Below are 12,895 nucleotides of genomic sequence, written 5' to 3'. Positions count from 1 at the left end.
ATTATATTTAACTACCAAGAGTTTGTCTTAGATACTCGCGAGTTTCTCTTTGCTCTGTAGCTTCCTGATTATTTGAGGGACTTAGTAAATCTAATAAGTGTAGCCGATTTTTTGTCTCCTCTAAGAGTTTAGCGCTAGGCAAACTTCCTATGGCAAAGTTTTCCACGTCTGTTTGACTATGGTTTTGTATCCATTGAATGATGAAACTCGCAGAATTTCTAAGTGATCTTCTGTATTTCTCTTTTTTGGGATTGTCAATGTAGGCTTGAACTGTTACTTCAATTGCTACATTGCATAGTTTTTGCAGATAAATCTTAATCTCTGGAGGAAGATTTTCTAAATCGCCTCCATCAAGAAATTCTGCATAAGTTTCAAGAGCTTCACACCATTTTTTTAGGTTTTTCAGGCTGTCTTTAGATTTTAAAATGACCAGGGGAGAAGCTGTTATCTGACAGGTTTTCCCTGAAACTCTGAACTTGTATGCATTAAGTTTTATTTCTTTGTAAGCTTCTGGAGAAAGCCTCTTCTGATGCCGATTAGCAAAAGTTGAGGTGCTAGAAGAAATTCGATTAAAAATTTCTCCTAAAACTATTAGGTCATCCTTAGTGAGACTATCTTTCTTAAATAGTTCTCTTGCCTTGCACAATTCCTCAGCAAGTATTGAATTTATAGATTCATAACGAGAAATTTCCTCTAGTTGCTGTTTAATTTCGTCAAGTTGTCCTTCCAGTTTCTCGCTGATGAAGTCTTTGCTGAGACGTTCTTCAAAAAAAGTCGTCATGTGTTTACCCTCATTGGAGGTTTGTTGACTTTTAAGGTCAACATCAACTTGTCTACATCTTCGCACAATAGATAAAAATGCAAAGAGTATACACGCTGTAACACTTACTGTAGCTAGGAAAGCTAGGCTACAGCTATCTAAGGTAGGTAAAACTAGCGCTATTTGATACAGCTTGACCCATTTTACTACTAGTTCTGCTGTACTGCCAGCAAAAAGGTAGCTAAGAGCTAAAACCTATCTTTTGATAGAGAGGGTTAGTAGGTCACTAGCCCACGAGCAATGAATTAATTTGTGCGTGTCAGTATTCGAGAATATGAACATTTTCAGTCTTTGATTCAGGAGGAAAGCAACCTCAAAGACGGAGAAGCAAGATTACGCCACAACGTTTATAAGCCTTAATTGGTTGCACAACTCAGACTTTACTCCCTTTTGAGCAAGCAATAAAACCCACTTGGGCTTTAACAATCGGCTTAATAAAGCGAGTCTGCTAAAGTGGACTGGCACCTTTGTAGAGTCAGCCTTTAGTCGTAGTGGGGTACGCATGAAGCCCCCCACAGGTAAAATATGCGTCAATTTCCAAGATTCCTGATTACCCTCGCCGCTTGGGTAACATTGTCTCTCGTACCCCAGCCGGTTCTTTCCCAACAGTGGCGTCCCGTGCGCGGTGGCATAGCCTTTGGCATCAGTGGGATGGTGCTACTCACTCAGCAAAGTGATTCCAATTCATTTCTGGTTGCTCATGACAACAAACAAAAGAATCAGGGACGTTTGGCAATCATCACGATTAAAGGTGAAGATTCACCCCAATATTTCCCCTTAAAGTGGCCTAGTAATACCCCGTTACCTGTTGATCTAGAGTCTCTAACTGCTGTCCCTGGAACATCTGAACCGACGTTTATGGCGGCTACCAGTGCCGGAAAGGTTTATCACTTCCGCTTGGATGCCTCGAAGCAAAGTATTTCAATTCTTAAAGTTTTTGATTTGCCCAATATTGCCAAAGGTAGCAATTTTGAAGGGTTTGCGGTGCAGCGCATCGATGACCAGTTAATAGCAGTATGGGCGCATCGGGGGGAAGATAATGATCCAGCCGTACTGGACTGGGGACGGCTTGACCTCAATACTTATCAGATTACTTCAATCCGTTCCGTTCCCTTAAAAGTACCGTTCCCTGTCTCAGCGGTTCGCCACATTTCCGACTTAAAGGTAGACTCAGCCGGGGTTCTGTTCATCTCTTCCGCTACGGATAACGGGGATGATGGGCCTTTTTTATCAGCCGTATATGTGGCAGGTGCGTTTGGAAGTCGCGAACAGCAAATTATATTTCGCCAGAATTCTCAACTTGTTCCGTTGTATCGCTTTAAATATCACAAAATCGAAGCCATTGACCTTGTACCGGGGCGGAATGGCGGCCTAATTGTGGGTTCAGATGATGAGAATATGGGGGGGGCTGTGTACTTGGATTGGTAGCGAATTTTTGCTGCTGCTAGCGTCGCGATCGCTATTCGGGTTTAACCCGGTAGTGAATCAAGCAACACGGTTAAACTCCGAATACCCACGACAGCAACTAAACTCGCGATCGCCACAAAGCTTAAGGGACGTAAACTCGCCTGTAGCAATTTTAGTCCCTGTTCTAACTCTGTTTCGTAGTATTGGGCTACGTTTTCCAGTGCCGTATCGAGATTGCCGATTGCTTCCCCGGTGCGAATCATCTCCAACGCTGTCGGTGGTACTTTACCTTCCAGAGAAACGCTGAGGGGTTGCCCCATCCGGATGAGTCGCGCTGCACGGGTGAGATTGGCTCTCATAATTGGGTCTGGAAGATGCTCTTTGAGCAATTCTACAGCCGTCAGAGGAGGGACGCCGCAACTTAAAGGTAACCGTAACTGGGCTAAATCCAGCAGCGATCGCGCCTGCACCAGCTTACCTAAAATCGGCAACTTCAGAGCAAGTTGCCGTGAACCTTGACTGGAATAGCGAGAAAGGAAGAAACTGATGCCCCATAAAAGTAGTGCGATCGCTAAACTTCTCAACCAAAATTCCAGCCGAAGCAGACCTGTGGCGTTAGGATTAAGAATTGCGGCTGATAAGATGAGTAGGCTCCAAATCGTGCTGATGACTGAGAATCGCACTGAACGCCCCAGTCGTTTGCGTCTGGTTTGAGCTTCTGCTGCGATCGCTAATTGCTGGCAAGTTTGGGCTAATGAACCACTATATTCTGCCAAGCGAATCAAGCTAATTGTCCAACTGTCAAAATAGCCAGAGTCAACTGCCAGTGCTGAAGCTAATTCTTGACCAGTATCCAAGGCAATAATAACCTGTTGCAAATAGCGCTGGAAGGAAGGATGCCCATTCTGACGCATTAAGGTTAAACTCTGCTGCACATTCATGCCAGAGTTGAGCGCAGATGCCAACTGATAAAAGAACTGGGCTTTTTGCTGAAGCGTTAATCGGTTCGGTAGAGCCACGGTTTGCCACAAACTATTGCCATTGTCTTGAGTTTTACCTTAGCTCAGTTGCCAGAAGTCTTAGCAATCCAAGCCCCTGATCTTCGGTGGAGTTGGTGGTTGAAGTTGAGTGCCATTAGGCGGTTGAAACCGCAGTTACACAAACTAAACCTGCCTACGCAGGTTTCAAAGACTTGGCTTTTTGCGAGTCCGCGTAGGCGGACTTTGTTTTTGTAGATGCGAATTCTATTCGCCAAGACTTGGTGCTTCTTCTTGGTCAGTTGTATGTTGAAGTTGTTCATTAGGAATATCAATGTAGTCGCCCTGATCCAATGAGCCAAGTTTCCAGGATAGGCGTCGAGTCTGTTTGTGGCATTTGTATCCCTGTTGGCGCAAGGTTGCACAGATTCTGTCGCCTTCTGTTTGAAGGCGCAGCCAGTCGGAGTGTTTCATTGTCAAAATCTGGGTAATGTCTTGAGGAAAAGCGATCACTGCGCTCTAAATTAGCGATCGCCTCTGATACTAGCGAAGGCGATCAAATTGATGGTCTAGAAGCAAGTGAAGAGTTGGATAAGTTTCAAAACCAAGAAATTGACTCAAAGAAACTAGCAATTTGTTGAGTCTTGCTAACCGTACCTAAAATTCCTCCCAGTAAGCCAAATCCTACAAGAACCAGAATGTGTACGGTCGTTACGTCAGAAGCGAAGTCCCAAACATAAGACAGTGGTAACAGGCCGAGAAGACAACCGATGATCGCCCCCCAGAAAAATCTAGATGCAATATTGATCAACTTGCGAGATTGAGGCTCAGGAGAAGTAGGCAACATTGTTAAATTCTCTATGATGTTGAGTATCCGTATACTGGCATATTTGATTTACTGTTGAGGTTCGGTTCTTTGCCATGTAATAGCCAAAACAGCAAATCAGGACGATTCAACTAAGAGGCTTTGGTGTGTATGGCAAGGTGAGAGCGATCGCATCTTCGCTCAGGTTGTAAAAAAACTACTCATAATGAGTCCACATCCGCAGAATCTTCACGCCCATTTTCTGACTCAATCACTTCATACACGAGACGATGCTGAATATTGATGCGCCGCGAGTAAGCACCAGATAAATCACCCACCAGCTTTTCATAGGGTGGGGGATTCTGAAATGGATCGATTTCAATGATTAAGTTACTTTGAGCCAGCTTCTTAGCATCTTTCTGAGCCTGTTTCGTGTAGACAAGTTGCCAAGTCACCACTCCAACTCCCGATCGCATTCTTCAATCGGAGTCGCCAAACCAGCACGAATTGATTCCCTAGCGGGTTGTTGCAACTGATACAAGATGTCAGATTGACACTCTTAAGTGCACTTAATCATAAAATAGCGATCGCTCGGTATAATGCCTCAGTATCTTCTCCTGATACTCCTCAAGTGATTGCAATCTACCCAGGCAGTTTCGATCCAATTACCTTAGGGCATCTCGACATTATCGAACGTGGCTCCAGGCTCTTTGACCATGTGATTGTCGCCGTGCTACGCAATCCCGATAAATCGCCCTTATTTACCGTACAAGAGCGAATTGAGCAAATACGCCGATGTACCCCGCATCTGTCCAACGTTGAAGTAGACAGCTTTAACGGTTTGACCGTGGAATATGCGAGACTGAAGAATGCTAAAGTGCTACTGCGGGGGCTACGAGCCGTTTCAGATTTTGAGAAAGAACTCCAGATGGCTCATACTAACCAAACCCTCTGGGATGAGATTGAAACCGTTTTTCTCGCTACCTCGAACGAGTACAGTTTCTTAAGTAGTAGCGTAGTTAAGGAGATTGCCAAATTTGGCGGCTCCGTCAATCATCTTGTTCCTCAGCAGGTTGCGCTAGATATTTGCCGATGTTACACCGAGACCCATCCCGGAGCGACCCCCCCGACCGAGACGAATCCAACAACTCAGGTGAACCACCGTCGAATGGATCGAGAGGTGTAGATATCCAACGGGAACTCAACCGTATGGAAGAAATCTTGATCGTCGAAAGCTGGCATATCCCCTTGACCAAACGCACCGTGGTGGATGAAGAGATGTTGTTGGCTCAACTGGATTTAGTCCGGGAAAGCCTACCAGCAGCGTTTGAAGACGCGGAAAAAATCGTCCGTCAACGGGAGGAAATTCTCCTGCAAGCCGAAGAATATGCCCAAGAAATTATGGAAGCCGCCGAACGACGGGCTGACCAGATTTTGGATGAAATGGGCATTATCCAGCAGGCAGAAATGGAAGCCAACCAAATCCGCAAGCGAGTGCAGCAAGAGTGTGAAGCCATCCAAGAGCAAACCCTAACAGAAATTGAGCGGATGCGCCTGCAAGCACAGCAAGAACTAGAGCAGATGCGCCTGATGGCACTCACCGAATGTGAGGATATTCAAAATGGTGCCGATGACTACGCCGATGCCGTTCTCACCAGTATCGAGCAGCAACTAACCGAAATGCTCCGGGTGATTCGCAATGGGCGGCATCAGTTGCAAGGGGAACCACCCCCCGATTATCCACCTGAAATAGACCCCGGAACGTCTGCCACACGACCCTCATCGCCTCCACCCAAGAAATGAATGGAGAGCTTAATCCTCCACTACTCCACCGTGCCAGTTCGTACACTAAAGTAAAAAGGAGCTTATCAAATCATGACTTACGATTACGATTTGTTTGTGATTGGTGCGGGTTCGGGAGGAATCGCGACAGCGAGGCGGGCGGCACAATATGGGGCAAAAGTAGGGATTGCAGAATTTAGCCAATTAGGGGGCACCTGTGTGAATCGTGGCTGCATCCCTAAAAAATTGATGGTCTACGCCTCTCACTTCCCTCACCTGTTTGAGGATGCACAAGGCTATGGCTGGAGTGCCGTACACAGTACCCTCGACTGGCAAAAGATGATTACGGCCGTCAACCAGGAACTCGAACGCCTCAATGGGGTGTATCAGCGGATGCTTGACAATGCACGAGTAGACCTAATCAATGGTTATGCCAAGTTCCTCGATCCCCACACCTTAGAAATCAATGACCGCAAAGTTACAGCCGATAAAATTTTAATTGCGGTTGGGGGACACCCTTATAAGCCAGATATTCCAGGCATTGAACATGCCATTGTCTCTGATGCCATGTTTCACCTCAAGGAGCAACCCAAACACATCGCCATTATTGGCACTGGCTATATCGGCGTGGAATTTGCTTGCATTATGAACGGCCTGGGTTCTAAGGTGACTCTGCTCGATCGCAACGATCTGATTTTACGAGGCTTCGACGACGATCTACGTTCAGGCATTCAAGAGGGAATGCAACAGCACGGGATTGAGATTCTCAACCACTCTCAAGCGGCCTCTATTGAAAAAACCCCAGAAGGTCTTAAACTGGCGATCGCGAATAGCAACGTGACCGTAACTGCCGATGTGATTCTTTCTGCCACCGGTCGCAAGCCCAATTTGCAAAATATGGGTCTAGAAAATGCTGGGGTGGACATTAAAAAAGATGCCATTGCAGTCGATGAATATAGTCGCACCAACCAGCCGCATATTTTTGCCGTTGGGGATTGCACCAACCGTGTGAATCTAACCCCAGTTGCGATTAATGAAGGTCGTGCCTTTGCCGATACCGAATTTGGCGGTCAACCCCGGAAAATGGCTTACGATAACATTCCTTCAGCGATTTTTTCTACTCCTGAAGGGGCGGCAGTGGGTTTAACAGAAGCCCAAGCGAGGAAGAATTGGGGTGAAGCCGTGAAGTGCTATCGCGCTGCCTTTAGACCCATGTACCACACTCTCAGTGGTCGGGCAGACAAGACAATGGTGAAATTAGTCGTCGAGGAGGATACTCAGAAAGTCTTGGGTGCTCACATGGTCGGCGAACATGCCGCAGAAATCATACAAGGAATTGCGATCGCCCTCAAGATGGGAGCCACGAAACAAGACTTTGACGCTACAGTTGGTATCCATCCTTCCACAGCAGAAGAGTTCGTCACCTTACGCTAACTGAAGCATCAAGTGTGAAGGATGAAAAATGAAGTGCCCTCTAACAATTTCATCCTTCATCCTTCCTTACTTTTTTGCCCTTTGAACTCATTTCAATTTGCATCAGAATTCTTCAAAAACCTCTGCGTCCCTCTGCGTCCCCCTCAGCGTTCTCTGCGTTAAAAAATATTTCCTAATGCAAACCAATTCGATATGACTGGCTTACGCCACCCAACGCCACCAGGCAAAACGAATGGCAAAGCCAACCAGCATCGTACCAAACAAGCCCATCGTCGCAAATCCCCAACGAGGGTGACGAGAAAGCAACACACCTAGCGCCAGAGATGCCGTCACCACACCATAAACGTATCGGTTGACCGATAAAACTGCACCAGAGTTGATAATCAGCAATATAGAGAAAAGACCATAGACAGTGCCAACTCGCGTAATCTGATGGCGCATGTGCCAAAACAGATAAGCACTACCAAAGACCATAAACAACTTCGTGAATTCTTTGACAGCCCCCCATCGCCAGTGGAAAAGATTCACAATCATACTCCACCAACCCTGCAAGTTAATTCCAGAAGCCGTACCCCATGCCTTCTGCACATGCACAAAGGTCAAAGGATGACCAAAACGAATCCAACCATACAGCATGAATAACACTAGCCCCCCACTGGTAGCCAGACCGGCAAGGTAAGCAATTGGGGGTCTTTTTTCTCTCCAGGCTACAACAAAAAAGGTGGGTATCAGCACCACTCCCGTGACTCGCGTTCCTGTCGTTAGTGCCCCCCACAACGCAGCACTGGCATACTGATGCTTTTCAAACGCTCTCAAAGCGGCTGTACTGAATAACAGAAATAACCCTTCTGAGTAGATAACTGTGCCGAATAAGGAAAAGGGACACCAAGCCATCACTGCCGTTGCCCACCTAGCTGCACTATCCCCATGACGCTCCTCTACCCAAAGGTATAGAAGAATCATGGCACCTAAGAGCGCTAAATTGTTCACCAGTAGACCGGCTATCTCAAATGAGAAACCGAGACTCATCACGGCTCGAACAAATAAAGGAAAGACCGGGAAAAAAGCAATATTGTACATTTTCCCATCATCGGCATAGTTATAGCCTTGAGTGACTATTTGTTTAAACCAAGCCGCATCCCAATGGGTAAAAAGTTCCCAGCTACTGGTAGGAACAAAATTGGGGACAAAATCTAGAGGAAATGGCGTAGGATGTTCAGCAGGTGTAGCGGGATAATGAGGCGCGATGATCTGCATTGCAATGATAATCAACAGCCGACTCAGCAGCCACATTACAAACACAAACTGCAATCCCTGAATTGATTTTTCTGATAAATTTCTTCCCAATCTAGGCGGTCTAATCGGTAATTTTAGGCTACTAGACACAAGATAGCTCCTGTTGAAAACAGTGTTAACGGAAGGACATTTTATAGTTAGTTAAACAGGAAAAGTTTACAAATGCAAATATTTTGTAAGGTGTGAGACTATGTACTGAAAATTTGTCTAGATGTTGAAGAATCAATATAAAGCCTACCGAATAAAACATCGGTTTATTACCACTTGATTAAATATAAAGATTTCCTGAAATTCCCTCTAATATCATCTCTCAATAGACCCAACTCTGTCCCTATCAATAGGTACAGGTATGTGAGGCACTATTTAAGATATATTAAAAGATTACCTTAGTTAAAGAAAATTCAATTTAAGTCTAAACTTTCGGTCTTATCATTTTATGTGACCGAGATAACAACTCCTGCGCTTTCATTGGCAAGATTATCCACCGCACACAAAGCATAGGTTCCCGGCTCTATCGTAACAGTCGTGGTGGCACTGTTAATGATTTGCATCAGCTTCCAGGCATCGGCATTCTGTTTATAGAGCGAAAAAGAACGAATATTTCCAGAACTGGCAGCTTTCCAGGTTAGCTTGCCGTCTTTCATCATCACATCATCAGGAATAGGCGGCGCTACAGCACCCAGCCACGGCATATTAGGAACCAATGCCAGTTCGGGATAAAGCGAGGTTTGAAACCGCTCAAAAACACCTAAGCGATTTTGAGATAATGGCTTCATACTATAAAAAATATTCCCCAAAGCGAGTTTTGGGGCTAGATTTCGCGTAATTTCCACCTGTCTTTCATACTCAGAAATTGGCCAGTCTTTGCCATCCAGCTTACTGAGGTTATTACCGGGATAAATGTGGCGACCTTGAGGATTATTATCCACCCACCATTGCAGCAAAGCCGAGTAACTCTGTTGTGGGGGGTCAATCCGCCAGTAGAGTTGAGGGGACATATAATCGACCCAACTCTCTTCTAGCCACTTTTTCGGGTCAGCATAGATGGCTTCATACTGATCTAACCCTTTAATCTGAGGGGGTTGTCCAGGGCGATTAATGCCAAAGGGACTGATGCCAAATTTAACGTGACGCTTTGTGGCTTGGATTCCTGAAGAGAGGCGTTGCGTCATGCGATTAACATTATCTCGCCGCCAGTCTGCGATCGCTAGTTTACCCCCTGCGGCTTGATAAACGCTGTAAGTTTTCTCATCCGGAAATTTCACTCCGGTAACAGGATAGGGATAAAAATAGTCATCTAAGTGAACACCATCGATGTCATAGCGGCGCACTACATCGAGAATGACATTGTATGTCCAATCTTGAATGACTTGTGCTCCTGGGTCCATCCACAAATTGGTATCGTATTGGTAGACATATTCTGGATAGGCAAGTGCGATATGAGGGCGAACGTTGGGCGAACGTTGGGAAGAAGTTCCCGCACGGTAGGGATTGAACCAAGCATGAAGTTCAATATTACGCTTATGAGCTTCGGCGATCGCAAATTCTAAGGGGTCATAAAACGGTTCAGGTGCTTTACCTTGAGTGCCCGTTAACCATTCACTCCAAGGCTCTAATTGAGAGGAGTATAAAGCATCTCCTGTCGGTCGTACTTGTAAGACTATTGCATTAAAATTGAGGGCTTGTATCCGGTCAAGAATTTGAATGAGTTCACTTTTTTGTTGTTCGACAGGAAGTCCGCGTTGAGACGGCCAATCAATATTCCATGCCGTTGTTACCCAAACTGCTCTAAACTCCCGTTGATGGCTCACTGAAACGGTTTTCGGGCGAACAATTACTATATATTCAGAAGTAATGGCAGGCACTTTTTCCAAATAGACCAAGGCTTGGTAAATAAAGGCTGCCACCTCTGCACGAGTCGCCGCATCAAGGGGTCTGAGTTGCTTTAAATTAGGATAATTTACCACCAGGTTTGCCCCTGTAGCCGCTCTAATTTTATCTGTAGCATAGGTGGGGATTTGAGCCGCATCTTGATAGCGTTCTGGCAGTGAAACTTTGAGCGCGAATGTATTATTAGCAGGAATATCTAAGCCCGTGGCGAGAGAGAGTAATACTTCTAATCGGGAAATACTGGCTTCGGGGCGGAATCGATTACCTGGATACCCGGAGATGAATCCAGTTTCATACGCTTTTTGAATGGCTGGGGCTGCCCAGAACTTGGCTGGAACATCGACAAAAGGAACGTATTGCCGCTTTTTGGGTTGGGTAAAGGCTTTCTGTAAGATGGCAGCGAACTCAGCTCGATTCATCGCTTGATTAGGGCGAAACGTGCCATCGGGAAACCCGCTAATCATGCCCTGATTGGCTAAACCTTCTATAAATAAACGTGCCCAGTGATTTTGAATATCAGAGAAGCGAGGGGGTGTGGCGACCATATTCCAGCGGATGTAGTTCCCTTTAGTTGGGTCGATTTTAGCATCACTCTAGGGATTGATCTTCTAGGGGATATGCCTCTATCCCGTAGTGGTGAGAATTCATGCGATCGCTTCCTTACCACCAGTCCTAAAATAGGTGTAAGGTTTGGTGGAGAGATGCCTGCAAAGGATATTTATCACAACGCTGTTAAATCCGCTCTTGTTAAGGACGGCTGGACAATCACGGCTGACCCGTACAGGATTGTGTATGAAGATGCTGAACTGTATGCTGACTTAGCGGCTGAACGTCCCATTGCAGCTAAACGCGATGAACAGAAAATCGTGGTTGAAATTAAAAGTTTTGTGGGGCGCTCATTAATGTATGACTTTCACAGCGCCTTGGGTCAGTATATGGTGTATCGCCAGCTCATTAAGTTAACACAACCAGAGTACAAACTTTATTTAGCAATTGATGATATTACTGATGAGAATTTATTTCAACGAAAATCCATTCAAGCTGTGATTGAAGCCAACAATCTTCTAGTGATAGTCGTAGATATTGAAAAGGAGATAATCATTCGATGGACAAATTGAATCATTATCGCAACTTAATCAAAAAAATCTTAACTGAATACTACGAGTGGGTGTCTAATGCTCCTAGGGATGGGATAGAAGATTGCTTGGCATTCGATGAGGTTCGAGATCACTACTTTTGGTTTTACGTTGGTTGGGATGGCAAGCGTCGAGTTCAGGGGGTAACGGTTTACCTGCGAATTCGAGATGAAAAGATTTGGGTTGAGGAAGACTGGACGAAGCAGGGAATCGTGAATGAGTTATTAGAAGCTGGGGTTCCCCATGAGGACATTGTTTTGGGATTTCAACATCCGAGTAAGCGGCTTTTGACGGAGTTTGCGACAGCTTAGTCTACTTTGAATGTAATGAGTTCATGTTGCGATCGCACTTTTTCCTCACTTTGTTTAGGCGATCGCTCCCTTCCTGCGATCGCATCTGTCGAGATTACAATCGATTTGATTCAAGGCTCACTCCCTCTGCCTGTATTTTTTTAGCGGTTGTCGGTTTGGAGCAGAGAGCCTAATGAATTCCTCTGTAACCACATACATAGTTTTATTGGCTTTGAGTAACAAATTCTATAGGAATAGGGTCATCTTCCAAGGCACCTAAACCTGAAATTTCCTCCTCTGGTACATTGGCTAAAAGTGTTTCTAGCTGCTCACGGCTAAAAGCCATAAGCTCTACACCAGCAACAGTTCGACGAACTGCATCATCCATAAAGTGAACTAAGCCTTGAACTGGAGTTAAGTCTATTCTTATACCGTTATACTCAGTTTTCCAATATCCAAATTTACCAAAAGACTTAGGCTCTGTATGGTATTCTTTCCACTTCAACGCGCTAACCTTTTTATTGATTTTTTTTAATAGACTCCGTATACTGCCCGATAGACCACGCTGACCATAGACAGGATAAAGCAAATATAGTGTTGGCGGTTCTTCGTCAGCAATTGGGTCAAAGCCAAATATCATAGTGTTGAACTTGGCTAGCTGCTGAAGGCTCTGCTGTAGCGCTATCTCAACTGGAGTTATTCTTCTAACTGGTGATACCACTTTTGACCAATTTAGTGGCGGTTTATATGAATTTATAAATTCATTTTCAAGATTTGAGAGAGTGTTTATATCATTACTGCAAGTTAACCAGCTAATACTAATACGAGTTTTTCGATTCAACCTTTTTAACTGGTTAAATCTGTGGTGTTCTCGCCACCGCTTAACCAAATTAACTGTTCTGCCAACATAAAGCACTTGACCTTGACTGTCAGATACGAAATAAATAGCTGCATCGTTAGGTAGTTTGTCCTTTTCCAATAAATAAACCGACGGAAGTTTAGACAGGTTAAGGGTATTTGACAACATTGGAATTTTCTGGCAATAAATTTCTGTCTGT

At 45.0% G+C, this 12,895-nt stretch carries 14 protein-coding genes and 2 pseudogenes; 7 read left to right on the top strand and 9 right to left on the bottom strand.

Translation table 11 applies throughout. The annotated features are described in order from the left end of the window. Positions 1 to 7: 7 nt before the first annotated feature. Positions 8 to 781: a hypothetical protein gene (locus tag MIC7113_RS27165; RefSeq protein ID WP_015185407.1), complete on the bottom strand. Its 774-nt coding sequence runs from the start codon at positions 779 to 781 to the stop codon at positions 8 to 10. Positions 782 to 1,345: 564 nt separating this feature from the next. On the opposite strand from MIC7113_RS27165, the gene MIC7113_RS27160 reads away from it, so the two are divergent. Continuing rightward, positions 1,346 to 2,248, top strand: coding sequence for a hypothetical protein (locus MIC7113_RS27160; protein ID WP_015185406.1), 903 nt, complete (start codon positions 1,346 to 1,348; stop codon positions 2,246 to 2,248). Positions 2,249 to 2,289: 41 nt separating this feature from the next. Here MIC7113_RS27160 and MIC7113_RS27155 read toward each other — a convergent pair whose 3' ends face one another. The 5 genes and pseudogenes from MIC7113_RS27155 to MIC7113_RS39335 all read right to left on the bottom strand — a co-directional run. Then, a complete protein-coding gene (locus tag MIC7113_RS27155; RefSeq protein ID WP_015185405.1) occupies positions 2,290 to 3,246 on the bottom strand; it encodes a type II secretion system F family protein in 957 nt (318 codons plus the stop codon). Between the two features lie 225 nt (positions 3,247 to 3,471). Continuing rightward, entirely contained in the window at positions 3,472 to 3,678 is a 207-nt protein-coding gene (locus tag MIC7113_RS27145; RefSeq protein ID WP_015185404.1) for a hypothetical protein, read from the bottom strand. 124 nt (positions 3,679 to 3,802) lie between these two features. Next, positions 3,803 to 4,051, bottom strand: a complete 249-nt coding sequence (locus MIC7113_RS27140; protein WP_015185403.1) for a hypothetical protein — start codon at positions 4,049 to 4,051, stop codon at positions 3,803 to 3,805. Positions 4,052 to 4,226: 175 nt separating this feature from the next. After that, positions 4,227 to 4,464, bottom strand: a pseudogene (locus MIC7113_RS27135) (Txe/YoeB family addiction module toxin). Further along, positions 4,461 to 4,556, bottom strand: a pseudogene (locus tag MIC7113_RS39335) (type II toxin-antitoxin system prevent-host-death family antitoxin); the annotation flags it as partial. The pseudogenes MIC7113_RS39335 and MIC7113_RS27135, both read right to left, overlap by 4 nt. Before the next feature lie 84 nt (positions 4,557 to 4,640). Here MIC7113_RS39335 and coaD point away from each other — a divergent pair. From coaD to gor, 3 genes are all read left to right on the top strand, one after another. Continuing rightward, positions 4,641 to 5,195 (top strand): pantetheine-phosphate adenylyltransferase, encoded by a 555-nt coding sequence (gene coaD, locus MIC7113_RS27130; RefSeq protein ID WP_041781331.1) that lies wholly within the window; start codon positions 4,641 to 4,643, stop codon positions 5,193 to 5,195. 23 nt (positions 5,196 to 5,218) lie between these two features. After that, positions 5,219 to 5,812, top strand: coding sequence for an ATP synthase F0 subunit B (locus tag MIC7113_RS27125; RefSeq protein WP_015185400.1), 594 nt, complete (start codon positions 5,219 to 5,221; stop codon positions 5,810 to 5,812). 72 nt (positions 5,813 to 5,884) lie between these two features. After that, positions 5,885 to 7,225, top strand: coding sequence for a glutathione-disulfide reductase (gene gor / locus MIC7113_RS27120; RefSeq protein ID WP_015185399.1), 1,341 nt, complete (start codon positions 5,885 to 5,887; stop codon positions 7,223 to 7,225). Positions 7,226 to 7,426: 201 nt separating this feature from the next. Here gor and MIC7113_RS27115 read toward each other — a convergent pair whose 3' ends face one another. Together MIC7113_RS27115 and MIC7113_RS27110 are read right to left on the bottom strand one after the other, a co-directional pair. Continuing rightward, entirely contained in the window at positions 7,427 to 8,611 is a 1,185-nt protein-coding gene (locus tag MIC7113_RS27115; protein ID WP_015185398.1) for a mannosyltransferase family protein, read from the bottom strand. Between the two features lie 344 nt (positions 8,612 to 8,955). Beyond that, positions 8,956 to 10,956, bottom strand: a complete 2,001-nt coding sequence (locus MIC7113_RS27110; protein ID WP_015185397.1) for a glycoside hydrolase family 10 protein — start codon at positions 10,954 to 10,956, stop codon at positions 8,956 to 8,958. A gap of 156 nt (positions 10,957 to 11,112) precedes the next feature. Here MIC7113_RS27110 and MIC7113_RS27105 point away from each other — a divergent pair, with 156 nt between their 5' ends. The 3 genes from MIC7113_RS27105 to MIC7113_RS38810 are packed head-to-tail and all read left to right on the top strand — an operon-like array spanning position 11,113 to position 12,002. Next, on the top strand, positions 11,113 to 11,529 hold the full coding sequence (locus MIC7113_RS27105; protein WP_015185396.1) for a XisH family protein: 417 nt from the start codon (positions 11,113 to 11,115) through the stop codon (positions 11,527 to 11,529). Next, a complete protein-coding gene (locus MIC7113_RS27100; RefSeq protein WP_015185395.1) occupies positions 11,517 to 11,858 on the top strand; it encodes a XisI protein in 342 nt (113 codons plus the stop codon). The genes MIC7113_RS27105 and MIC7113_RS27100 overlap by 13 nt, the downstream gene beginning before the upstream one ends. A 15-nt stretch (positions 11,859 to 11,873) precedes the next feature. After that, entirely contained in the window at positions 11,874 to 12,002 is a 129-nt protein-coding gene (locus tag MIC7113_RS38810; RefSeq protein ID WP_256374782.1) for a hypothetical protein, read from the top strand. 58 nt (positions 12,003 to 12,060) lie between these two features. Here the strand turns inward: MIC7113_RS38810 and MIC7113_RS27095 are convergent, their stop codons facing one another. Continuing rightward, the gene (locus MIC7113_RS27095; RefSeq protein WP_015185394.1) at positions 12,061 to 12,864 is read right to left on the bottom strand and encodes a GIY-YIG nuclease family protein; all 804 of its coding nucleotides are present in this window, start codon (positions 12,862 to 12,864) and stop codon (positions 12,061 to 12,063) included. Positions 12,865 to 12,895: the final 31 nt, after the last annotated feature.

It is taken from the genome of Allocoleopsis franciscana PCC 7113 (assembly GCF_000317515.1).
In the GTDB taxonomy this organism is placed as follows: Bacteria; Cyanobacteriota; Cyanobacteriia; order Cyanobacteriales; family Coleofasciculaceae; genus Allocoleopsis; species Allocoleopsis franciscana.
This window is presented reverse-complemented; position numbering and strand designations above follow the sequence as displayed.